The following is a 22,804-nucleotide window of genomic DNA, read 5'->3' on the forward strand; positions in this document are numbered from 1 at the left end:
GTGCAAGATCGCGGGGGCGGGGGGGGTGGGTCAGGGGTGGGTGGTCCGGGTTATGGCTCTCGTCAGGGCGGGGCCGCGGTAGATGAAGCCGGTGTAGAGCTGGACCAGGGACGCGCCGGCGTCGAACATGCGCGTCGCGTCGTCCGGGTCGAGGATGCCGCCGACGCCGATCACAGGCAGCCGCCCGCCGGTCTCCCGGTGCACGAAGGCGACCATCTCCCGGGCCCGTACGGTCAGCGGCCGGCCGGACAGGCCGCCCGTCTCCGCGCCGCGCGCCCGGTCGGCCGGGGCCAGCCCGTCCCGGGCGAGCGTGGTGTTGGTGGCGATGACCCCGGCGGCGCCCCGGTCGAGGCAGACCTCCAGCAGCTCGGCCACGGCCGGCTCGGTGAGATCCGGGGCGATCTTCACCAGCACCGGCTTCTCCCCCACCAGCGCGGCCAGCAGCGCGTCCAGGTGGGACCGGTCCTGAAGCGAGCGCAGCCCGGGCGTGTTCGGTGAGGACACGTTCACGGCGAAGTAGTCACCGTGTCCCTTGAGCGCCCGGTAGGAGTCGAGATAGTCCTCGACCGCCTGGTCCAACGGGGTCACCTTGGACTTGCCGAGCGAGATGCCCAGCGGCACGCCGAGCGGGCGCGGCAACGCCGCCAGCCGGTCGGCGAGGGCCGCCGCGCCCGCGTTGTTGAAGCCCATCCGGTTGATCACCGCTTCGCTGTCGCGCAGCCGGAACAGCCGGGGCCGGGGATTGCCCGGCTGGGCGTGCGCGGTCACGGTGCCGACCTCGACGAAGCCGAAGCCCAGCGCCGGCCAGGCGGGCAACGCGAGTCCGTTCTTGTCCATCCCGGCCGCCAGCCCGACCGGGTTGGGGAAGCGCACCCCGAACACGGTGCGCGGCGCGGACCGGAAGTACGCCCGTCGCAGCGCCGCGAGAACGGCCGGCTGCCGCGACACCGCCGCGAGCCGTTCCAGGGTCCACTCGTGCGCCCCCTCGGCGTCCCCGCCCGCGAGCGAGAACAGCCGGGGCCGCACCACCTTCTCGAAGATCACGCCCCGGCCCCCCGCCCGCTCTCCCCGTTGATCATGAGGTTGGCGGCGGATTTGGAGATCCACATCGCCGCCAACCTCATGATCGGCGCGGTCAGGCGCGGGGTCACTCGCCCGCCCGGAGGGCGGCGTGCAGGTCCTGCAGGGGGCGGACCTTCAGGTCGCCCCGGATTCGGGCCTCGATGCCCATGACCGCGGCTGCGGCGCCGGGGACCGTGGTGACGCAGGGGATGTCGACGCTCACCGCGGCGCTGCGGATCTCGTACCCGTCGGAGCGGGCGCTCGCGCCGGAGCCCTGCGGCGTGTTCACCACCAGCGCCACGTCCCCGCCGAGGATCAGCGAGACCGCGTCCGCACCCTCACCCGACTCGTAGTGCTTGCGGATCTGCTCGCAGGCGATGCCGTGCCGGCGCAGCACCTCGGCCGTGCCGGTGGTGGCCACGATCTCGAAGCCCAGGTCGGCCAGGCGCTTGATCGGGAAGATCATGCCGCGCTTGTCCCGGTTGGCGACCGAGACGAAGATCTTCCCGGCGGTGGGCAGCGACCCGTACGCGGCAGCCTGCGACTTGGCGAACGCCTGCCCGAAGCCGGTGTCGATGCCCATCACCTCGCCGGTGGACTTCATCTCCGGGCCGAGCAGCACGTCGATGCCCTTGCCGGAGGGGGTGCGGAACCGCTTGAACGGCAGCACCGCCTCCTTGACCGCGATCGGCGCGTCGGCCGGCATGGTGCCGCCGTCGCCGGTGGGCGGCAGCATCCCCTCGGCGCGCAGCTGCGCGATGGTGGCGCCGAGCGCGATCCGGGCCGCCGCCTTGGCCAGCGGCACCGCCGTGGCCTTCGAGACGAACGGCACGGTACGGGAGGCGCGCGGGTTGGCCTCCAGCACGTAGAGCATGTCGCCCTGCAGCGCGTACTGGACGTTGAGCAGGCCGCGCACCCCGACGCCGCGGGCGATCTCCTCGGTGTAGCGGCGCACCTGGGCCAGGTGCGAGCCGGCCAGGGTGATCGGCGGCAGCGCGCAGGACGAGTCGCCGGAGTGGATGCCGGCCTCCTCGATGTGCTCCATCACGCCGCCCAGGTAGACGTCGCCGTCGGCGTCCACGAGCGCGTCCACGTCGATCTCGATGGCGTCGTCCAGGAACCGGTCCACCAGCACCGGGCGGTCCGGCGAGATGGCGGTGGCCCGGCCGATGTAGTCGCGCAGCGTGGCGTCGTCGTACACGATCTCCATGCCGCGCCCGCCGAGCACGTACGAGGGACGGACCAGCACCGGGTACCCGATCTCGTCGGCGATCGTCTTCGCCTCGTCGTACGACGTGGCCATGCCGTGCGCGGGCGCGCGCAGCCCGGACCGGGACAGCACCGCGCCGAACGCGTCGGGCTCACCGGCCAGGTGGATCGACTCCGGGGACGTCCCGACGATCGGCACCCCGGCGTTCTTGAGCCGCTGGGCCAGGCCGAGCGGCGTCTGCCCGCCGAGCTGGACGATCACCCCGATCACGCCGGGGCCGCCGGCGGCCTTGCCGGAGGAGTCCTCGGCGTGCCAGACCTCCAGCACGTCCTCGAACGTCAGCGGCTCGAAGTAGAGCCGGTCGGCGGTGTCGTAGTCGGTGGAGACGGTCTCCGGGTTGCAGTTGACCATCACCGTCTCGTAGTCCACGGCCCGGAGCGCCTGGACCGCGTGCACGCACGAGTAGTCGAACTCGATGCCCTGACCGATCCGGTTCGGCCCGGAGCCCAGGATCAGCACCTTCGGCCGCGCCGAGGGCGCCACCTCGGTCTCCGAGTCGTAGGTCGAGTAGTGGTACGGCGTGGTCGCCTCGAACTCGGCCGCGCAGGTGTCCACCGTCTTGTAGACCGGCCGTACGCCGAGCCGGTGGCGCAGCGTGCGGACGCCGTCCTCGGCGGCCAGCTCGGGACGCAGCGCGGCGAGCTGCCGGTCGGACAGGCCGGCGCGCTTGGCCCGGCGCAGCAGACCGGCGTCGAGCACCGGCGCGGCCACGATCTCGGCGCGCAGCTCGACCAGCGAGGCGATCTGGTCCAGGAACCACGGGTCCATGCCGCCGGACGCCTCGGACACCTCGGCGATCGACGCGCCCAGGCGCAGCGCCCGCTCGACGGTGTAGAGCCGGCCGTCGTGCGGCGTCCGCAGCGCCGCGAGGGTGTTCTCCAACGTGGCGCCGTCCGGGTCCGGAGTGGTCCAGAAACCCGACGCCTTGGTTTCCATCGAGCGCATCGCCTTGTTCAGCGCCTCGGTGAAGTTGCGGCCCAGGCTCATCGCCTCGCCCACCGACTTCATGGTGGTGGTCAGCTCCGGGTCGGCGCCGGGGAACTTCTCGAACGCGAACCGGGGGATCTTCACCACCACGTAGTCGAGCGTCGGCTCGAACGCCGCAGGCGTCTTGAGCGTGATGTCGTTCGGGATCTCGTCCAGCGTGTAGCCGATGGCCAGCTTCGCGGCGATCTTCGCGATCGGGAAGCCGGTGGCCTTCGACGCCAGCGCCGAGGAACGCGACACCCGGGGGTTCATCTCGATCACGACGATCCGGCCGTCGGCCGGGTTCACCGCGAACTGGATGTTGCAGCCGCCGGTGTCCACCCCGACCTCGCGCAGCACCGCGATGCCGAGGTCACGCAGCCGCTGGTACTCCCGGTCGGTGAGCGTCATCGACGGCGCGACGGTGACGCTGTCGCCGGTGTGCACGCCCATCGGGTCGACGTTCTCGATCGAGCAGACCACCACCACGTTGTCGTGGCGGTCGCGCATCAGTTCGAGCTCGTACTCCTTCCAGCCGAGCACGCTCTCCTCGATGAGCACCTCGTGCACCGGGCTGGCCGCGAGGCCCGAGCCGGCGATGCGCTCCAGGTCCTCGTCGGTGTGCGCCATGCCGGAACCGAGGCCGCCCATCGTGAACGACGGCCGGATGACCACCGGCAGGCCCAGTTCGGCGACCGTCTCGCGGACCTCGTCCATCGAGTGGCAGACCCGCGAGCGCGGCACCAGCGCGGACGGATCCTCCAGGCCCAGCCGTACGCCGGCCTTCGCGACGATCTCCTTGAACAGCTGCCGGTCCTCGCCCCGGTTGATCGCCTCGATGTTCGCGCCGATCAGCTCGACGCCGTACTTCTCCAGCACGCCCGCCTCGTGCAGCGCGACGGCGGTGTTCAGCGCGGTCTGCCCGCCGAGCGTCGGCAGCAGCGCGTCGGGGCGCTCCTTGGCGATGACCAGCTCGACGAACTCCGGGGTGATCGGCTCGACGTACGTGGCGTCGGCGAACTCCGGGTCCGTCATGATCGTCGCCGGGTTGGAGTTGACCAGGCTGACCCGGATCCCCTCGCTGCGCAGCACCCGGCAGGCCTGGGTGCCGGAGTAGTCGAACTCGCAGGCCTGTCCGATCACGATCGGCCCGGAGCCGATCACCATGACGTGCTTGAGGTCGGTCCGCTTAGGCATTCTTGCGCCCCTCGATCAGCTCTGCGAAACGGTCGAAGAGGTAGTCCGCGTCGTGCGGGCCGGCCGCCGCCTCCGGGTGGTACTGGACGGTGAAAGCGGGGACGTCGACGCCCCGCAGCCCCTCGACCACGTTGTCATTGAGGCAGACATGTGACACCTGGACACCGCCGAACTCGGTCTGGATCACCTGATCCGGCACCACCGCGCCGTCCCCGGCGCCCGGCACCTGCACCGCGAAGCCGTGGTTGTGGCTGGTCACCTCGACCTTGCCGGTGGCCCGGTCGAGCACCGGCTGGTTGATCCCGCGGTGGCCGTACCCCAGCTTGTAGGTGCCGAAGCCGAGCGCCCGGCCGAGGATCTGGCTGCCGAAGCAGATGCCGAACAGCGGGATCCGCCGGGCCAGCACCTCCCGGGCCAGCGCCACCGGACCGTCGGCGGTCGCCGGGTCGCCCGGGCCGGGCGAGAAGAAGACCGCGTCCGCGCCGGTGGCGAGCAGATCCTCGATCGTCGACCCGGCGGGCAGCACGTGGGTGGTGACGCCGCGGGCGGCGAGCCGGCGCGGCACGTTGCGCTTGATGCCCAGGTCCACCGCGGCCACCGTGAACCGGTGCTCGCCTTCCGCCTCGACCACGTACGGCTTGGCGGTGGTCACCTCGTCGGACAGGTTCGCGCCGACCATCTGCGGCGAGCGGCGCACCCGCTCCAGCAGCGCGGCCGGGTCGTCCTCGACGCTGGAGATGCCGACCCGCATCGCGCCGCGCTCGCGCAGGTGCCGGGTCAGCGCCCGGGTGTCCACCCCGCTGATGCCGACGACGCCCTCGGCGGCGAGCCGGTCCTCCAGCCCGCCGTCGGCGCGCCAGTTGGAGCTGATCCGGGCCGGGTCACGCACCACGTACCCGGCCACCCAGATCCGGTCGGACTCGTCGTCCTCACCGTTGACGCCGGTGTTGCCGATGTGCGGCGCGGTCTGCACCACCACCTGCCGGTGGTACGAGGGGTCGGTGAGCGTCTCCTGGTAGCCGGTCATGCCGGTGTTGAAGACCGCCTCGCCGAAGGTCTCCCCGACGCTGCCGTACGCCTCGCCGTGGAACGTGCGCCCGTCCTCGAGGACGAGAATCGCAGGACGTCTCTTCACTTGACTGCCTTTCCGTCCAGGACCGTCGGCTCGCCGCGCAGGAAGGTCGCCACGATGCGACCCGGCAGCGTCATGCGGGCGTACGGGGTGTTACGACTACGGCTGGCCAGCTCCGCCGGTTCGATGACGCGGCGGGCGGCGGGGTCGACAAGGGTCAGGTTGGCCGGCACGCCGGGCGCCGGGTCGACGCCGTGCCCGGTCAGCCCGGCGATGCGGGCCGGCGTGCGGGACATCCGCTCGGCGATCAGGTCCCAGCGGGGGCCGAACACGTCGAGCGCGATGGACAGGGCGGTCTCCAGGCCGAGCATGCCCGGCCGGGCGTACGCCCACTCGCACTCCTTGTCCTCCACGGCGTGCGGGGCGTGGTCGGTGGCGATGATGTCGATCACGCCCTCGGCCAGCGCCTCCCGCAGCGCGGCGATGTCGGCGGCGGTGCGCAGCGGCGGGTTGACCTTGAAGACCGGGTCGTAGCTCTCCGCCTTGGCGTCGGTCAGCAGCAGGTGGTGCGGCGTCACCTCGGCGGTGACCCGTACCCCGCGCGCCTTGGCCTGGCGCAGCACCTCGACGCTGCCGGCGGTGGAGACGTGGCAGACGTGCAGGCGGCTGCCGACGTGCTCGGCCAGCAGCACGTCCCGGGCGATGATCGCCTCCTCGGCGACGGCCGGCCCGCCGGTCAGGCCGAGGCGGGTGGACACCTCGCCCTCGTGCATCTGCGCGCCCTCGGTGAGCCGGGGCTCCTCGGCGTGCTGGGCGATCACGCCGTCGAACGCCTTGACGTACTCCAGCGCCCGGCGCATCAGCCGCGGGTCGGCCACGCAGTGCCCGTCGTCGGAGAAGATCCGCACCCCGGCGGCCGAGTCGGCCATCGCGCCCAGCTCGGCCAGGCGCTCCCCGGCCAGCCCGACGGTGACCGCGCCGATCGGCTGCACGTCGACCAGGCCGGCCTCCCGGCCGAGCCGCCACACCTGCTCGACCACGCCGGCGGTGTCGGCGACCGGCGAGGTGTTCGCCATCGCGCACACCGCCGTGTAGCCGCCGAGCGCCGCGGCCCGGGAACCGGACTCGACGGTCTCGGCGTCCTCCCGGCCGGGCTCGCGCAGGTGGGTGTGCAGGTCGACCAGGCCGGGCAGCGCGACCAGGCCGGTCGCGTCGACGACCGTGGCGTCGTCGGCGGCGAGTCCGTCGCCGACGGCTGCCACCATGCCGTCGCGGATGAGCAGGTCGGTCGGCTCGCCGCCGACCACACTGACGCCTGTGATGAGGTACGCGGTCACCGGTTGTTCCCTCCGAGCAGCAGGTAGAGCACGGCCATCCGCACGGAGACCCCGTTGGCGACCTGTTCGACGATGGTGGAGCGGGGCGAGTCGGCCACCTCGGGCGTGATCTCCATGCCCCGGTTCATCGGCCCGGGGTGCATGACGATCGCGTGCTCGGGCAGCCGGCGCATGCGCGGCCCGTCGAGCCCGTAGCGGCGGGCGTACTCGCGGGCCGACGGGAAGTAGGAGTCACCCATCCGTTCGCGCTGCACCCGCAGCATCATCACCACGTCCACATCTGGGAGAACGGCGTCGAGGTCGTAACAGACGTCGGTGCCGGGGGCCAGGGCGGCGGCGATGTCGACCGGGATGAGCGTGGGCGGGCCGATCAGGGTGACCTTCGCGCCGAGCGTGGACAGCAGCAGCACGTTGGAGCGGGCCACCCGGGAGTGCAGCACGTCGCCGACGATCGCCACGTGCAGGCCGTCGAGCCGGCCCAGCCGGGACCGCATCGTGTACGCGTCGAGCAACGCCTGGGTGGGGTGCTCGTGGGTGCCGTCACCGGCGTTGACCACCGACCCGTCGACCCACTCGGCCAGCCGGTGCGGCGCGCCGGAGGCGGGGTGCCGGACGACCACCGCGTCCGCGCCCATCGCCTGGAGCGTCAGCGCGGTGTCCTTCAGGCTCTCCCCCTTGGCCACGCTGGAGCCCTTGGCAGAGAAGTTGATCACGTCGGCGCTGAGCCGCTTGGCGGCCGCCTCGAACGAGATCCGGGTCCGGGTGGAGTCCTCGTAGAAGAGGTTGACCACGGTGCGCCCGCGCAGCGCGGGCAGCTTCTTGACCTCGCGCCCGGCCACCGTCGCCATCTCCGCGGCGGTGTCCAGGACCAGGGTGGCGGTGGCGGCGTCCAGGTCGGCGCCGGAGAGCAGGTGCCGGATCATGCGGGAGAGCCTCCGTACAGCCGTACCTCGTCGGCGCCGTCGGTCTCGGCGAGGGTGACCTTCACGTTCTCGGCCAGCGCGGTGGGGATGTTCTTGCCGACGTAGTCGGCGCGGATCGGGAGCTGACGGTGACCGCGGTCGACCAGGACGGCGAGTTGCACCGAGGCCGGGCGGCCGACGTCGCTGAGCGCGTCGAGCGCGGCCCGCACGGTGCGGCCGGAGAACAGCACGTCGTCGACGAGGATCACCCGCTTGCCGTCGATCCCGCCGGACGGCAGGTCGGTCGGGCCGACCGCGCGGGTGGCGTGCCGGCGCAGGTCGTCGCGGTAGAGCGTGATGTCGAGCACGCCGACCGGGACGGTGACGTCCTCGAACGTGCTGATCCGGTCCGCGAGGCGGCGGGACAGCGGCACACCGCGGGTGGGGATGCCGAGCAGCACGGTGTCGGCGGCGCCCTGGGTCTTCTCCAGGATCTGGTGGGCGATGCGGTCGACCACCCGCGACACGTCCGCAGCGGCGAGGATCACCTTCACCGAGGGTTGTCGCGGCGGTGACGAATGGGCAGCCGGTGGGTAGGCCACGGCGGACCTCCTTCCCCGCCTCACGGGACGGGTCGTTAAAGGACGTCTGGGTCGGCTCCGGGGGCCCGCGCGGGGCCCGGACCGGGGCTTCACGCCACGTTACCAGCGGTCACCGGGCCGCCCGCCGCCGGTACTGACCTGCTGGTCAGCCCGGAGAAATGGGGACAAGCCACACGAGCGTCCTAGACGTCGTGGACAGCAACACTTGACCGCGTGTCGCAATCCCCGTACCGTCACGCTCCGTAGCGATAGCTGGGAGAACCCCGAGCAGCACTGGGAGTGTCCGAATGCCCTCTGAATACGCCAAGTCGCTGGGCGCCCGCCTGCGCTCCATCCGCCAGCAGCAGGGCCTGTCCCTGCAGGGGGTGGAGGAGAAGTCGAACGGGCGGTGGAAGGCCGTGGTGGTCGGCTCGTACGAGCGCGGCGACCGCGCCGTCACCGTGTCCCGCCTGGCGGAACTGGCCGACTTCTACCGCGTTCCCGTCTCGGAGCTGCTGCCCGACGGCAGCGGGGTGCGTCACGAGCCCACCAGCAAGATCGTGCTGGACCTGGAGCGGCTCTACGACGAGGCCTCCGAGGACCTGGCCTACGTCGCCCGCTACGCGCGCGCCATCCAGCAGCAGCGCGGCGACTACAACGGCCGGGTGCTGTCCATCCGCGCCGACGACCTGCGCGCCCTCGCGATCGTCTACGACGCCTCACCGTCGGGGCTGATCGAGCGGCTGACCGAGCACGGCGTGCTGGTCGCCGACCCGCGGGCGTTCTTCGCGTCCTGACATCCGCGTACGAGAAGGGCCCGTGCCGTCCGGCACGGGCCCTTTCGTCGTCGGAGCGCGGGGCTCAGCGGCTGGCGTACTCGGCGATCCGGCCGAGGATGCCGTTGAGGAACCGGGGCGAGTCGTCCGTCGACATCTGCCGGGCCAGCTCCACCGCCTCGCTGATCGCCACCGCGTCGTCGATCTCGTCGACGTAGAGCAGCTCGTACACGGCGATCCGGGCCAGGTTGCGGTCGACCACCGGCATCCGGTCCAGCGTCCACCCCTCGGCGTAGCTGGCGATCGTCTCGTCGATCCGGTCGAGGTGCGCCGCCACGCCCTCGACCAGCCCGACCGCGTAGCCGAGGTGGTCGGGGCGCGGCTGCTCGATCCGCTCCAGGTAGCCGGCGAGCACCTCGACCGGCGGGCGGTCCCGCAGGTCGGCCTCGAAGAGCACGTCCAGCGCCCGCTTGCGCGCCTTGCGACGCGCGGGCATCTGCTGCTTGGGACCCTCGGCCATCAGGCTCGGCCGAGGTAACGGCCGTCGCGGGTGTCGACCTTGATCTTCTCACCGGTGGTGATGAACAGCGGCACCTGCACTGTGGCGCCGGTCTCGACGGTGGCCGGCTTGTTGCCGCCGGTCGACCGGTCGCCCTGCAGGCCCGGCTCGGTGTAGGTGACCTCGAGCACGACCGAGGTCGGCAGCTCGATGTACAGCGGCACGCTCTCGTGGGTGGCGACGGTCGCCTCGGCCTCGGGGAGGAGGTAGTTGGCGGCCTCGCCGACGGTGCCGCCGGGGACGGTGATCTGGTCGAACGTCTCCAGATCCATGAAGACGTAGTCCTCGCCGTCGGCGTACAGGTACTGCATGGTGCGCTTGTCCACGGTCGCGGTCTCGACCTTGGTGCCCGCGTTGAAGGTCTTGTCGACCACCTTGCCGGACAGCACGTTCTTCAGCGTGGTGCGCACGAAGGCACCACCCTTACCGGGCTTGACGTGCTGGAACTCGACGACGGCCCACAGCTCGCCGTCCAGGTTGAGTACCAGGCCGTTCTTCAGGTCGTTGGTGGTGGCCATTTCCTGCCTTGATCATCAATTGGCGGACAGACCGTCCAAGTCTACTCGCCCTGTCGAATCGGACTCGCACGCTGAGCCAGATGCTGCAGCGCCAGCCGGTAGCCGTCCACGCCCAGCCCGCAGATCACCCCGGTCGCCACCGCCGAGACCACCGAGTGGCGCCGGAACTCCTCCCGCGCGTGGATGTTGGAGATGTGCACCTCGACCAGCGGGCCGCGCAGCATAGCGCAGGCGTCCCGCACCGCTACCGAGTAGTGCGTCCAGGCCGCCGGGTTGAGCACCACCGCCGCCTCCTCGTCGGCCGCTGCGTGCAGCCAGGCCAGCATCTCGTGCTCGGCGTCGGTCTGCCGGACCACCACGTCCAGCCCCAGCTCCCGGCCGTGCCGCTCGCAGTCGGCCACCAGTTGGGCGTAGCTGGTCACCCCGTACACGTCGACCTGGCGGGTGCCGAGCCGGCCCAGGTTCGGCCCGTTGAGCACGTACACCCTCATGAGCTGATCTCCGCGTACGCGGCGGCGAGCAGGTCGTCCGGCGGCGCCTCCAGGATCGCCGGCCCGGCGATCCCGTCGAGCACCACGAACCGCAGCCGGCTGCCCCGGGCCTTCTTGTCCACCCGCATCGCGGCCAGCAGTTCCGGCCAGGCGTCGGCCCGGTAGCCGGTCGGCAGGTCGAGCGCGGTCAGCACCCGGCGGTGCCGCTCGGCGTCGGCCGCGTCGAGACGGCCGCCGGGCCGCGCGAGAGTGGCCGCGTAGACCAGGCCGACCGACACCGCGTGACCGTGCCGCCAGCGGTACCCCTCCACCTTCTCGATCGCGTGGGCGAGGGTGTGCCCGTAGTTGAGCACCTCGCGTACCCCGGACTCGCGCAGGTCCCCGGCGACCACGTCGGCCTTCACGCGGACCGCGCGCTCGACCAGTTCCCGCAGCACCGGCCCGGCCGGGTCGAGCGCGCCGGCCGGGTCCCGCTCGACCAGGTCGAGGATGACCGGGTCGGCGATGAACCCGCACTTGACCACCTCGGCCATGCCGGCGGCCAGGTCGGCCGGAGGCAGGCTGTCCAGCGTCGCCAGGTCGGCCAGCACGCCGGCCGGCGGGTGGAACGCGCCGACCAGGTTCTTGCCGGCTGCGGTGTTGATGCCGGTCTTGCCGCCCACCGCGGCGTCGACCATGCCGAGCAGCGACGTCGCGACCGGCACCCAGCGCACGCCGCGCAGCCAGGTCGCGGCGACGAAACCGGCCAGGTCGGTGACCGCGCCGCCGCCCACCCCGACCACCGCGTCGGTACGGGTGAACCCGGCGTCGCCGAGCCGCTCCCAGCAGGCCGCCGCCACGTCGACGTGCTTGCCCGCCTCGGCGTCCGGCACCTCGATCAGCAGCGGCGTCACGCCGCCCTCGCGGACCGCGTCGGCGAGCCGGTCGGCGAGCGCCTTGAGAGGCGGCGCGTGCAGGAAGGCCACCCGCTCGGCGCCCGCCAGCAGCACCGGCGGCGGGTCCAGCAGGTCACGTCCCACCAGCACGTCGTACGGCCGCTCGCCGCCGACCGGGATCCGGGTCACCTCGTCCATCGCGGGCAGCCTAGTCCAGCGCGCCGCCCCCGCGCGGCCGTTGTCCACTGGCTGGGTGTTTGTCCGGCCACATCGCGGGTAGGGCGGCCGGAATGAGTGAGACGACGGCACACGCGACCCGACCGGAGTCCGCGACGAGCATCCGGCTGCCCGCCACGATCCTCGGCGTCGGGCTCGGCGGCTTCGTCGACGGCATCGTCCTGCACCAGGTCCTGCAGTGGCACCACATGCTCAGCAGCACCGGCAGCGACCGGATCGGCGTGCGCGAGTACCCGGTGGACACCGTGCCCGGGTTGCAGATGAACACGCTCTGGGACGGCCTGTTCCACGTGGTCACCTGGGTGGCGGTGCTGACCGGCCTGGCCCTGCTCTACTCCCGGGTCACACACTCGCGGGGCCGGCTGTGGCGCTCGCCGATGCTGTGGGGCTGGGCGCTGATCGGCTGGGGCCTGTTCAACCTGGTCGAGGGCGTCGTCGACCACCACCTGCTCGGCATCCACCACGTCCGCGGCGGCCCGCACCAGCTCTGGTGGGACCTCGGGTTCCTCGCGCTCGGCGTGGTGCTGATCGCTGTCGGCTGGACGATCCAGCGCCGGGCCCGCGCGGTGGACCTCTGCGCGCCGGAGCGCCGGTGAGCCTGGCTCACGCCGGGCACGCCGGCGGCGGCTTCCCGGCGATCGCGCTGATCCCGGCGGCGCTGTTCTGGGCGTACCTGGCCGCCGCGCTGCGGCTGCGGGACCCGGGCGGGCCGGGCTGGCCGCACGCCCGGACGGCGAGCTTCGGGCTGGGCGCGCTGCTGCTGGCGGGCGGGCTGGCGTGGCCGGCCGGCGACTTCGTCGGGCACATGTGGCAGCACCTGCTGATCGGCATGCTCGCGCCGCTGGCGCTCGTGCTCGGCGCCCCGGTCACGCTGCTGCTGCGCACGCTGGACCGGCGTACCGGCCGGGCCCTGGTCCACCTGCTGCGGCATCCGACAGCACGGGTGCTCGGCCACCCGGTGACCGGCCTGCTGCTCACCGCGGGCGGGCTCTGGCTGCTCTACCTCACCCCGCTGTACCGGGCCACGCTGGACAGCCCGGCCCTGCACACGCTGGTGAACGTGCACTTCCTGCTCAGCGGCTGCCTGTTCGCCTGGTCGATCGCCGGTCCCGACCCGGGCCCGCACCGCCCGCGCGTACCGGTGCGGCTGGTGGTGATCGGGGTCGGGGTGGCCGCGCACGCCACCATCGCCCAGCTGCTCTACGCCGGGCTGTTCGTGGACGTGCCGGCGACCGCCGCCGAGCTGCGGGCCGGCGCCACGCTCATGTACTACCTCGGTGACCTGGCCGAGATCGCGCTGGCGCTGGCGCTGCTCGCCACCTGGCGACCGGAGCGGAGCCCTCGCCGCAGGGCGGCCGGGGCCGTTGCGGCAAATACCTGACCGGCCCGTCCCGACACGTTTCCCACGCACCCATGGCGTTCCACCCACCGACGCCATCGACGCCGACTGGAACGCCACGGGTGCCATAACGCTCGGGAGACACCCACGGCGTTCCACCCACCAACGTCATCCACGCCGGGTGGAACGTCATGGGTGCCACGACACCCCGGAGACACCCACCGCGTTCCACCGAGGGCGGGAGCCGGGCGCGGCAGTGCGGTTGTCAGGGCTTGAGCAGCGCGGCGATCTCCGCGGCCAACTCCTCCGGCGTACGCCCGTCCGTCACCACGGTCGCGGTCGCCACCTCGGCGTAGAGCGGGCGGCGCTGGTCCATCAGGTGCTTGAGCGTGGCGCGCGGGTTCAGCGCGAGCAACGGACGCCCGGCGCCCAGACCGACCCGCTTGACCGCGTCCGGCAGCTCCACCGACAGGTGCACCACGGTGTGGCCGATCAGCGCGGCCCGGTTCTCCTCGGCCAGCACCGCGCCGCCGCCGATCGCGAGCACGCCCGCGTGCGACGCGAGCGCCGCCGCCACGGCGGCCCGTTCGAGGGTACGGAAGTGCTCCTCCCCCTCGTCCACGAAGATCTCCGGAATGGGCTTGCCGGCGAGGTTCTCGATGTCGGCGTCGGTGTCCCGGAAGTCGACGCCGAGCGCCTCGGCCAGCGCCGTGCCGACAGTGGTCTTGCCGGCACCGGGCGCACCGACCAGCACGCAGATCGGCCGGGTGCTCACTTGATCACCAAGCTGTCGAGGTAACCGGTCAGGTTGCGGCGCATCTCGGCGACCGAGTCGCCGCCGAACTTCTCCATCGCCGCCTCGGCCAGCACCAGCGCGACCATCGCCTCGGCCACCACCGCCGCCGCCGGCACCGCGCACACGTCGGAGCGCTGGTTGATCGCGGTGGCCGGCTCGCCGGTGGTCACGTCGACCGTGGCCAGGGCCCGGTTCAGCGACGAGATGGGCTTCATGGCCGCCTTCACCCGCAGCGGCTCACCGGTGGTGATGCCACCCTCCAGGCCACCGGCCCGGTCGGTGATCCGCCGCACGCCGGTGGCGGTGGGCACGATCTCGTCGTGCGCCTCCGAGCCGCGCGAGCGGGCCTGCTGCCAGCCGTCGCCGATCTCCACGCCCTTGATCGCCTGGATCGACATGAGCGCGGTGGCGAGGCGCGCGTCGAGCTTGCGGTCCCACTGCACGTGGCTGCCCAGGCCCGGCGGCACCCCGTACGCGAGCACCTCGACCACGCCGCCGAGCGTATCGGCGGCCTTCTTCGCGGCGTCGACCTCGGCGACCATCCGGGCGCTGGCCTCGGCGTCGAGGCAGCGCAGCGGGTCGGCGTCGATGCGGGCGGCGTCCTCCGGGGTGGGGCGAAGCCCCGGCTTGACCGCAACCGGGCCCAGCTCGACCACGTGGGAGACGATCTCGACGCCGAGCGCCTGACGCACGAGCGCCTTGGCGACGGTGCCCACCGCGACCCGGGCGGCGGTCTCCCGGGCGCTGGCGCGCTCCAGGATCGGCCGGGCGTCGGTGTGCCCGTACTTCTGCATGCCGGCCAGGTCGGCGTGACCCGGGCGGGGACGGGTCAGCGGCGCGTTGCGGGCCTGACTCGCCAGCTCCTCCGGGTCGACCGGGTCGGCGGCCATCACGGTGCGCCACTTGGGCCACTCGGAGTTGCCGACCCGGATCGCGACCGGGCTGCCGAGCGTCACGCCGTGCCGGAGCCCGCCGATGATCTCGACCTCGTCCTGCTCGAACGACATCCGGGCACCCCGGCCGTAGCCGAGCCGGCGCCGGGCCAGCTCGCCGGAGATCTCCCCGGTGGTCACCTCGATGCCGGCGGGTACGCCCTCCAGCATCGCGACGAGGGCGGGTCCGTGCGATTCACCTGCAGTCAGCCAGCGCAACACGACGGTCAGTGTGTCACGCCCGGTGGTCACCGGCGTACGCCGCCCGCCGCATCCCGCCCACCGGACAGGCCGCCTCCGCGCCGATCTGCCGCCTCGTGGGGCGAGGCGTTAACAAGGGGCCCTTCCTCTACCGGAGGAGTTAATAAGGGGCCCTTCCTTACACCGGCAGGGCAGCGCGCATCGCGGCGCGTGGGGCGGTGACGCCGGTGAAGTGCTCGAACTGGCCGTACGCCTGGGCCAGCAGCAGGTCCAGCCCGGAGACCACCCGGCACCCGGCTGTCAGCGCCGCCGCCGCCAGCGGCGTGGGCCACGGATCGTAGACGACGTCGAAGAAGACCGACTCCGGTCGCCAGTCGAAGTTGTCGGCGAGCGGGTCGGCCACGCCCTTCGGCACCGTGGAGATCACCAGGTCGGCGCGGGCATGCGCGGGCGCGCCGTCCCACTCGGCACCGGCCAGCGGCACACCGGCCGCCGCCGCGACCGGGCGCAGCTCGTCGACCGCCTCCGGGCGGCGGGCCACCACAGTCACCTCGGCCGCCCCGATCCGCGCTGCCGCCGCGATGGCCGCCCGGGCGGTGCCACCGGCGCCGAGCACGGTGACGACCGCCCCGGCGACGCAGCCCGCGCCGGTGAGCACCTCGACCATGCCAGTGACGTCGGTGTTGTCCGCGTACCAGGTGCCGTCGGCGCGTCGTACCAGCGTGTTGGCGGCGCCGACGGCGGCGGCGTCCGGTGAGACCTCGTCGGCCAGCGCGAGCGCCGCCTCCTTGCCCGGCATGGTCACCGACAGCCCGGCCCATTCCGGGCCGAGGCCCGCGACCAGGCCGGGCAGGTCGTCGGCGCCGGCTTCGATCTGGGTGTACGACCAGCCGCTCAGCCCGGCCGCCGCGTACCCGGCGGTGTGGATCACCGGGGAGAGCGAGTGGGCGATCGGCTTGCCGACCACCGCGGCGCGGCGGGGATCGGCCATCAGATGATCCCGGCCTCGCGCGCCTTCTGCTCGTTGCGCTGGTGCTCGGCGTAGGTCTCGGCGAACGCGGAGTGGCCCTCCTTGTCGATCGCCACGAAGTAGAGCCACTTGCGGTCCGGCGGGTTCAGCGCGCCCTCCAGGGCCTGCTTGCCCGGGTTGTTGATCGGCGTGGGGATCAGGCCGCGCAGCTTGCGGTTGTACGGGTTCTTCGGGTTGTCCAACTCGGCGGGCGTCATGTCCTTGGATGCCTTGGTCTTCTGGCCGGTCAACTCCAGGTAGTAGTTGACAGTGACGTCCATCTCCAGGCAGTTGCACGGGAACTCGCCGTAGACCCGGTTGTACGCGACCCGGGCGACCTTGCCCAGGTCGTCCTTGTTGCCCGCCTCGGCCTGCGCCAGCGACGCGACGATCAGCGCCTCGTACGGGGTGATGCCCCCGCGCTCCGCCTGCACCTTCTCGGCGAACTTCAGGCCACCGGTGACGCCGAGGAAGTTGTCCACCATCAGCTTGAGCACCGTCTCGGCGGTGGCCTTCGGCGGGATCTCGTAGGTGTCCGGGAAGAGGAAGCCCTCGATCGAGGGCGTGACCTTCTTGCCGTCGGAACGCTTGAACCACCAGTCCGGCACGCCGAGCGCCTCCGGATCCTTCGCCGCCGCCTCGAAGTCCTTGACCGGGATGTCGGTCTTCTCGGAGAGCCGCTTGTAGACCGTCTTCGCGGTGAGCCCCTCGGGAATGGTGATCCCGTTCACGATCCGGTTCTTCAGGTCCAGCATCGCCGCGACCGCCGCGTCGCCGCTCATCTGCTTACGCAGCTTGTACGTGCCGGGCTGGATGTTCTTGCTGCGCGAGTTCGCCTCGGCGGCCTCGATGAACGCCTTGGTGCTCTTCACCACGTCGGCGGCGACCAGCGCGTCGGCCATGTCGGCGAGCAGCGCGCCCTGCTTGATCTCGACGGTCACCTCGCCGGTGCCGGAGCCGTCGTAGTCGGGGGTGACGAAGTAGTTCTGGACCCGGTCGAAGCCGTAGAACGCGCCGCCGCCGATGCCGCCCAGCAGGATCAGCGCGAGCGCGAGGGCGAGCAGGGTCTTGCCCCGGCCGCCGCCGGACTTGCCCTGCCGTCGGCGTACCGCGCCGCGCCGGTGCCGGCCCTTCTCCCCCCTGTCCTGCTCGTCGAAGCCCAGATCAAGGTCGTCGATCATTGCGTCCGCCTCCGCTGTGCGTCCAGCCAGCTCTGCAGAATCTCCACCGCGGCGGCCTGGTCGACCACCGCCCGTTGGCGCTTTCCCCGGACGCCCCGTTCGGCCAGCCTACGACTCGCGACGACGGTAGACATCCTCTCGTCCGTCAGCGTCACCGGAATCGGCCTCATTACATCAGCCAATCGGCTGGCATAGGCTGATACGTTCGCCGCCGCGGGGCCGTGCTTCCCGGCGAGGTTGACCGGCAGGCCGACCACGATCCCCACCGCCTCGTGCTCGGCGGCGAGCCGGACCAGCTCGGCCATGTCGGCGGGCACCGCGTCCGGTTCGGCGGTCAGGTCGCGGGCCAGCGTGACCAGGGGCGTGGCGAGGATGCCGTGCGGATCACATCGGGCCACACCCACCCGGACCTGGCCCACGTCGACGCCCAGCCGGACGCCACGGGACAGCTCGGCCACTATCGGACACCTCCCCGCCGGTACGGGCCAGGGCGGACCGGGTGGTCCGCCCTGGCGTCGATCGGTGCGCTCATGCCGTGCCGACCGGGCATGCGCTCACGGCCCTCGCTCCGCTCGGTGCGTTCACTCATGCCGTGCCAGCGACCGCCTGCTCGACGGTGACCAGCAGGTTCGGCGCCTCCGCCGCGGGCAGGCCGCCGCCCTGGGCCAGGTCGTCGGCGCCGCCGCCCCGGCCGGAGAACGCCGCCTTCACGAGGTCCTTCGCGCTCAGGCTCCGGCCCCGGGCGGCCTGGTTGACGGCCACCACCAGGGACGCCTTGCCGTTGGCCCGGGCCGCCACCGCGACCACCGCCGGGCGGGCCGGGTCGATCCGGCCCCGGATCTCCTGGGCGAGGGTCCGCACGTCGTTCGCGGCCGCGCCCTCGGGGGCCTCGGTGCCGACGTACGCGACGCCGCGCACGTCCTTGGCCTGCGCGGCCAGGGCGCCGGCTCCGCCGAGCACGAGCTGGGCGCGCAGCTTCTCCAGTTCCTTCTCCGCGTCGCGAAGCTGGGTGACGGTCTGCTCCACCCGGTCGGCGACCTGCTCGCCGGGCACCCGGAACAGCTCGGCCAGCCGGGACACCAGCAGGTGCTCGCGGGCCAGGAAGCCGAACGCGTCCATGCCGACGAGCGCCTCGATCCGGCGTACCCCGGAGCCCACCGACGCCTCGGAGAGGATCTTCACCAGGCCGAGCTGGGCGGAGCGGGCCACGTGCGTACCGCCGCACAGCTCCCGGGCGTAGTCGCCGACCTCGACGACCCGGACCCGCTCGCCGTACTTCTCGCCGAACAGGGCCATCGCCCCGATCCGGCGCGCCTCCTCCTGGCTGGTGACGAACGCGTGCACCTCCAGGTCGGCCAGCAACACCTCGTTGACCTGCTGCTCCACGTCGTGCAGCACGCTCGGCGCCACACCCGTCGGGGTGTTGAAGTCGAACCGCAGTCGGCCCGGCGCGTTCAGCGAACCGGCCTGGGTGGCCGACTCGCCGAGGAAGTTGCGCATCGTCTGGTGCACCAGGTGCGTCGCGGTGTGCGAGCGGGAGATCGCCCGGCGGCGGGACACGTCGATCTCGGCGTACCCGGTCTCCCCGGAGCGGACCTCGCCGCGCACCACCTTGGCCCGGTGCACGATCAGGCCGGGCACCGGCTGCTGCACGTCGAAGACCTCGACCTGGCCGCCGCCGACGGTGATGAGCCCCTGGTCAGGCTGCTGCCCGCCGCCCTCGGCGTAGAACGGGGTGGTGTCGAGCACCAACTCGATCGTGTCGCCCTCGACCGCGGCGGAGATCGCGGCGCCGCCGGACAGCAGCGCGCGCACCCGCGACTCACGGCTCAGCTCGGTGTAGCCGGTGAACTCCACCGGCCCACCGCCGTCGAGCACCGACCGGTACGCCGACACGTCGGTGTGCCCGGTCTTGCGCGCCTGCGCGTCGGCCTTGGCCCGGCTGCGCTGGTCGGCCATCAGCCGGCGGAAGCCCTCCGCGTCGACCTGCAGCCCCTGCTCGGCCGCGATCTCCAGGGTCAGGTCGATCGGGAAGCCGTACGTGTCGTGCAGCTGGAACGCCTTGTCACCGGAGAGCGCCGCCTTGCCGGCCGACTTGGTCTCCGCGATGGCGGTGTCCAGGATCGTGGTGCCGGCGCGCGGCGTGCCGAGGAACGCGTCCTCCTCGGCGTACGCGTACTGGGAGATCCGGCCGAAGTCCTCGGCCAGCTCCGGGTACGACGGCGCCATGCAGTCGCGCGCCACCGGCAGCAGCTCCGGCAGCGCCCGGTCCTGGTAGCCCAGCAGCCGCACCGCCCGGATCGCCCGCCGCATGATCCGGCGCAGCACGTAGCCCCGGCCCTCGTTCGACGGGGTCACCCCGTCGCCGATCAGCATCAGCGAGGTGCGCACGTGGTCGGCGATGACCCGCAGCCGTACGTCGTCCGGGTGCGACTCGTTCGCCGCGTGACCGGAGTGCACGCCGTAGCGCTTGCCGGTCAGCTCGGCGGCCTTGTCGAGGATCGGGCGGACCTCGTCGATCTCGTAGAGGTTGTCCACGCCCTGCAGCAGCGAGGCCATCCGCTCCAGGCCCATGCCGGTGTCGATGTTCTTCGCCGGCAGGTCACCGAGGATCGGGAAGTCCTCCTTGCCGGTGCCCGGGCCGCGCTCGAACTGCATGAAGACGAGGTTCCAGAACTCCAGGTAACGGTCCTCGTCGACCTCGGGACCGCCCTCGCGGCCGTAGGCCGGGCCGCGGTCGTAGTACAGCTCGGAGCACGGGCCGCACGGGCCGGGGATGCCCATCGACCAGAAGTTGTCGGCCTTGCCGCGGCGCACGATCCGCTCGGCCGGCACGCCGGTGGCGCGCCAGATGTCGTACGCCTCGTCGTCGTCCAGGTAGACCGTGGCCCAGATCCGCTCCGGGTCCAGCCCGAAACCGCCCGCCTCGACCGACTTCGTCGCCAGGTCCCAGGCGAGCGGGATCGCCCCGGACTTGAAGTAGTCACCGAAGGAGAAGTTGCCGTTCATCTGGAAGAACGTGCCGTGCCGGCTGGTCTTGCCGACCTCGTCGATATCAGGCGTCCGGATGCACTTCTGCACGCTCGTCGCCCGCGCGTACGGCGGGGTCTGCTGGCCCAGGAAGTAGGGCACGAACTGCACCATGCCCGCGTTGATGAACAGCAGGTTCGGGTCGCTGATGGCGGGCAGCGGAGCGGACGGCACCACGGTGTGCCCGTTCGCCTCGAAGTGGGCGAGGAACCGCCGCTTGATCTCCGCCGTCTTCATCGCTGGTGGTCCTCCGGGAAAATCTCTCGGTCGCCGATGCGCGGGTCCTCCCGCAGCTCGGCGAACTGGTCGTCGTACACCTCGCCGCGGGCGAAGGCCTCGTGGATCTCCTGCTCACGCTCGGCCATGCCGACCCGGACGTCGTCCACGAACGCCCGCAGCGACTCGACCAGACCGCCGGCGGACTCGGACAGCCCGCTGGCGATGCCGGCCGGGGTGTACGCCTGCGCGGTCCGGGTGGCCTTGCGCACCACCAGGACGCCCACGGCCAGCCCGATGCCCAGCCAGAACAACCGCCTCATGCTCTCATCCTCCCGCGTACGCCGGTCGGGGTCAGCGGTTGCCGCGCTTGGCGGCGCGACGCTGCTGCTTGATGGTGTCGCGCACCTCGCGCTCGGTCTCGGCGTGCCGGCGCGCGGAGGCGGCGCGGCGCACGCCGTACCCGAACGCGGCCACCTTCACCAGCGGGTTCGCGGCGGCGGCCGAGACCACGGTGGCCAGGTTCGCCACGTTCGCGGTGACGTTCTGCGCGTGGCTGGTCATGGTGTCCACCTTGGCGAGCTGCAGGTTCACCCCGTCCAGCGAGGTCTGCACCTGCTCCAGCGCCACGTTGACGTTCTTCACCGTGGTGTTCACGTCCCCGAGCAGCGGCGCGGTGCGCTCGTTCACCTCGGTGATCATGCGGGTCGTCGCGTCCACGGTGTGCCGCAGCCGCAGGATCGGCACCGCCAGCACGAGCACCAGCATCAGGAACGCGCCGGCCGCGATCAGCGCAGCGATTTCTCCACCACTCACGCGCATGTCCTCCTCAAGCAGTGTCCCGGAACCCGACGCCCCGGAACGCGCGACCGTACCTACCCACTTCGCGCCACGCCGACCCGGTCACCGGGCGCGGACGGGCGTGCCAGCCCCAGACCCTACCGTCCGTGATGAAAGTCGACTCACGACGGTGAGGGAGTCGCCTCGCCCAGCGGGTCGTCGGTCAGCGTCGGGAACGGATCCTCACCGGTGAGTGACGGATCGGTGGTCGGCGTCGGCCCGGTGCGCTCGTCGTCGATCGCGTTGCGCACCTTCACCGACACCAACGAGCCGGTGCACGTCGCCGCTGCGGGCGCGGCCGGCGCGGAGGGCGCGGGCGCACCGTCGATCGGCGGCGGCGTGCAGGCCGGGTCGCGTACCCACAGGTCAAGCGTGAGTTCGTCGCGACGCCAGCAGGTGTAGCTGCCCTCGACCTTCTCCTCCGGGCAGCGTTCGACGCTCCACCGCCGCCAGCCGTCCTTGGCCAGCGCCTGCTCGTAGACGGCGACCGTCTGCTCCCATCCCTGCTCCGACTCGACCGCGCGTTCCCGCAGCCGGCAGTCCTGCAGGCACCAGCGGCTGCCGCTGACGTTGTCGACTGTCTTCTTCTCGGCCCAGGCGGGCACGTCGAGCGCGTCGAGGGTGTCGAAGACCGGATCGCGGCTGAGCGTCCGCATGCCGAAGTAGAGCGGTACCGCGCCCAGCAGCAGGAGGCTCACCAGCGCGAGGACACCCATCCGCAGGCGGCGCCGCTCGCGCATCTGCCGCCGCAGCTCGGACCGGGCGCCGCGCAGGCCACCGGCCTCCGCGTCGGTCTCGTCCACGCCGGGACCGGCGGGTCGCGGCGCGGGCATGCCGTCCGCGCCGGGCCGTGGCCCGGCAGCCTCCCCCGGGGGTACGACAGCAGCCGCCCGCGCCACCGCCGGAGCGCCCGGAGGCGGCGCCATGCCGGCCGGGTTGCCCGGACCGCTGCGGTCCGGCTCCGGTCCGGGGCCGGCCGCCCGGCCGGTGGTCCGCTCGTCCGGTCCGACCGGTCGCGCCACACCCGCCGCCGCGCGGGCGGCAGGCGCCGGTCCGGCGGCCGCGCCCCGGGCGCCGGGTGCCACCGGTGGACGGGGTCCGCCACCGGGCGGAGGTGCCTCACCGGGCCGGACCGGGCCGGACCCGCCGGGCCCCTGCCGGGGCGGATGCGGGCCGGGACCGCCGGGTCCCTGCCGGGGTGGGTGCGGGCCGGGACCGATACGGCCACCGTCGCCGCCGGGCGGACCGGCCGGACGCGGCGGGCCACCACCGGGACGGCCACCACCGATCGGCACACCACCCGTGCGCTCGACGTCGCTCTGCGGGCCGCCCCGGCGTACCACCCGGTGGCGGCCGGGGTTCGCGGCCGGGGCGGGCATCGGAGGCTCCGCCGGTGGCGCGACGGACTGATCGGGCC

The 22,804-nt window shown here is 72.6% G+C and carries 22 protein-coding genes; 3 read left to right on the plus strand and 19 right to left on the minus strand.

Features of this window, described 5'->3' with window-relative positions:
* Nucleotides 1–30: 30 nt before the first annotated feature.
* From BAW75_RS29975 to pyrR, 6 genes are all read right to left on the minus strand, one after another.
* The gene (locus tag BAW75_RS29975) at nucleotides 31–1,044 is read right to left on the minus strand and encodes a quinone-dependent dihydroorotate dehydrogenase (RefSeq protein WP_043324949.1); all 1,014 of its coding nucleotides are present in this window, start codon (nucleotides 1,042–1,044) and stop codon (nucleotides 31–33) included.
* Nucleotides 1,045–1,147: 103 nt separating this feature from the next.
* On the minus strand, nucleotides 1,148–4,495 hold the full coding sequence (gene carB, locus BAW75_RS29980; protein ID WP_104115765.1) for a carbamoyl-phosphate synthase large subunit: 3,348 nt from the start codon (nucleotides 4,493–4,495) through the stop codon (nucleotides 1,148–1,150).
* Nucleotides 4,488–5,630 (minus strand): glutamine-hydrolyzing carbamoyl-phosphate synthase small subunit, encoded by a 1,143-nt coding sequence (gene carA, locus BAW75_RS29985; protein ID WP_104115766.1) that lies wholly within the window; start codon nucleotides 5,628–5,630, stop codon nucleotides 4,488–4,490. The genes carB and carA overlap by 8 nt, the downstream gene beginning before the upstream one ends.
* Complete coding sequence (locus tag BAW75_RS29990) at nucleotides 5,627–6,904, minus strand: dihydroorotase (protein WP_104115767.1); 1,278 nt, start codon at nucleotides 6,902–6,904, stop codon at nucleotides 5,627–5,629. Before BAW75_RS29990 ends, carA begins: the two co-directional genes overlap by 4 nt.
* Nucleotides 6,901–7,827, minus strand: a complete 927-nt coding sequence (locus BAW75_RS29995; protein ID WP_030502502.1) for an aspartate carbamoyltransferase catalytic subunit — start codon at nucleotides 7,825–7,827, stop codon at nucleotides 6,901–6,903. Before BAW75_RS29995 ends, BAW75_RS29990 begins: the two co-directional genes overlap by 4 nt.
* Nucleotides 7,824–8,408 carry a bifunctional pyr operon transcriptional regulator/uracil phosphoribosyltransferase PyrR gene (pyrR, locus tag BAW75_RS30000; RefSeq protein WP_043324953.1) on the minus strand — a complete coding sequence of 195 codons (585 nt, stop codon included), beginning with the start codon at nucleotides 8,406–8,408 and terminating at the stop codon, nucleotides 7,824–7,826. Before pyrR ends, BAW75_RS29995 begins: the two co-directional genes overlap by 4 nt.
* A 287-nt stretch (nucleotides 8,409–8,695) precedes the next feature.
* Between pyrR and bldD the strand changes: the two genes are divergently transcribed.
* Nucleotides 8,696–9,184 (plus strand): transcriptional regulator BldD, encoded by a 489-nt coding sequence (bldD, locus tag BAW75_RS30005; RefSeq protein ID WP_013285505.1) that lies wholly within the window; start codon nucleotides 8,696–8,698, stop codon nucleotides 9,182–9,184.
* A gap of 64 nt (nucleotides 9,185–9,248) precedes the next feature.
* On the opposite strand, the gene nusB is transcribed toward bldD, so the two are convergent.
* From nusB to aroB, 4 genes are read right to left on the minus strand one after another with little or no spacing between them, the layout of a single operon-like run.
* Nucleotides 9,249–9,659, minus strand: a complete 411-nt coding sequence (nusB, locus tag BAW75_RS30010) for a transcription antitermination factor NusB (RefSeq protein WP_174534511.1) — start codon at nucleotides 9,657–9,659, stop codon at nucleotides 9,249–9,251.
* A 23-nt stretch (nucleotides 9,660–9,682) separates the two neighbouring features.
* Nucleotides 9,683–10,240, minus strand: coding sequence for an elongation factor P (gene efp / locus BAW75_RS30015; protein WP_013285503.1), 558 nt, complete (start codon nucleotides 10,238–10,240; stop codon nucleotides 9,683–9,685).
* A gap of 41 nt (nucleotides 10,241–10,281) precedes the next feature.
* Nucleotides 10,282–10,731, minus strand: a complete 450-nt coding sequence (gene aroQ / locus BAW75_RS30020; protein ID WP_043324954.1) for a type II 3-dehydroquinate dehydratase — start codon at nucleotides 10,729–10,731, stop codon at nucleotides 10,282–10,284.
* On the minus strand, nucleotides 10,728–11,804 hold the full coding sequence (aroB, locus tag BAW75_RS30025) for a 3-dehydroquinate synthase (RefSeq protein WP_104115768.1): 1,077 nt from the start codon (nucleotides 11,802–11,804) through the stop codon (nucleotides 10,728–10,730). Before aroB ends, aroQ begins: the two co-directional genes overlap by 4 nt.
* Nucleotides 11,805–11,896: 92 nt before the next feature.
* On the opposite strand from aroB, the gene BAW75_RS30030 reads away from it, so the two are divergent.
* Together BAW75_RS30030 and BAW75_RS30035 are read left to right on the plus strand one after the other, a co-directional pair.
* The gene (locus tag BAW75_RS30030; protein ID WP_104115769.1) at nucleotides 11,897–12,439 is read left to right on the plus strand and encodes a DUF2243 domain-containing protein; all 543 of its coding nucleotides are present in this window, start codon (nucleotides 11,897–11,899) and stop codon (nucleotides 12,437–12,439) included.
* On the plus strand, nucleotides 12,436–13,224 hold the full coding sequence (locus tag BAW75_RS30035) for a cytochrome c oxidase assembly protein (protein ID WP_104115770.1): 789 nt from the start codon (nucleotides 12,436–12,438) through the stop codon (nucleotides 13,222–13,224). The genes BAW75_RS30030 and BAW75_RS30035 overlap by 4 nt, the downstream gene beginning before the upstream one ends.
* A 223-nt stretch (nucleotides 13,225–13,447) precedes the next feature.
* Here BAW75_RS30035 and BAW75_RS30040 read toward each other — a convergent pair whose 3' ends face one another.
* The 9 genes from BAW75_RS30040 to BAW75_RS30080 form a co-directional block, all read right to left on the minus strand.
* Entirely contained in the window at nucleotides 13,448–13,957 is a 510-nt protein-coding gene (locus tag BAW75_RS30040; protein ID WP_043324958.1) for a shikimate kinase, read from the minus strand.
* A complete protein-coding gene (gene aroC, locus BAW75_RS30045; RefSeq protein ID WP_104115775.1) occupies nucleotides 13,954–15,132 on the minus strand; it encodes a chorismate synthase in 1,179 nt (392 codons plus the stop codon). The genes BAW75_RS30040 and aroC overlap by 4 nt, the downstream gene beginning before the upstream one ends.
* Before the next feature lie 157 nt (nucleotides 15,133–15,289).
* Nucleotides 15,290–16,102 carry a shikimate dehydrogenase gene (locus tag BAW75_RS30050; protein WP_104115771.1) on the minus strand — a complete coding sequence of 271 codons (813 nt, stop codon included), beginning with the start codon at nucleotides 16,100–16,102 and terminating at the stop codon, nucleotides 15,290–15,292.
* Nucleotides 16,102–17,301, minus strand: coding sequence for an endolytic transglycosylase MltG (gene mltG, locus BAW75_RS30055; protein ID WP_104115772.1), 1,200 nt, complete (start codon nucleotides 17,299–17,301; stop codon nucleotides 16,102–16,104). The genes BAW75_RS30050 and mltG overlap by 1 nt, the downstream gene beginning before the upstream one ends.
* Complete coding sequence (gene ruvX, locus BAW75_RS30060; RefSeq protein ID WP_104115773.1) at nucleotides 17,298–17,759, minus strand: Holliday junction resolvase RuvX; 462 nt, start codon at nucleotides 17,757–17,759, stop codon at nucleotides 17,298–17,300. The genes mltG and ruvX overlap by 4 nt, the downstream gene beginning before the upstream one ends.
* Before the next feature lie 127 nt (nucleotides 17,760–17,886).
* Nucleotides 17,887–20,568 carry an alanine--tRNA ligase gene (alaS, locus tag BAW75_RS30065; protein ID WP_104115774.1) on the minus strand — a complete coding sequence of 894 codons (2,682 nt, stop codon included), beginning with the start codon at nucleotides 20,566–20,568 and terminating at the stop codon, nucleotides 17,887–17,889.
* A complete protein-coding gene (locus BAW75_RS30070; RefSeq protein ID WP_013285491.1) occupies nucleotides 20,565–20,870 on the minus strand; it encodes a hypothetical protein in 306 nt (101 codons plus the stop codon). The genes alaS and BAW75_RS30070 overlap by 4 nt, the downstream gene beginning before the upstream one ends.
* A 31-nt stretch (nucleotides 20,871–20,901) precedes the next feature.
* Nucleotides 20,902–21,363, minus strand: a complete 462-nt coding sequence (locus BAW75_RS30075) for a DUF948 domain-containing protein (protein WP_104115776.1) — start codon at nucleotides 21,361–21,363, stop codon at nucleotides 20,902–20,904.
* A 146-nt stretch (nucleotides 21,364–21,509) separates the two neighbouring features.
* On the minus strand, nucleotides 21,510–22,127 hold the full coding sequence (locus BAW75_RS30080) for a hypothetical protein (protein ID WP_043330338.1): 618 nt from the start codon (nucleotides 22,125–22,127) through the stop codon (nucleotides 21,510–21,512).
* Nucleotides 22,128–22,804 lie beyond the last annotated feature (677 nt).

Source organism: Micromonospora chalcea, assembly GCF_002926165.1.
Classification (GTDB): Bacteria; Actinomycetota; Actinomycetes; order Mycobacteriales; family Micromonosporaceae; genus Micromonospora; species Micromonospora chalcea.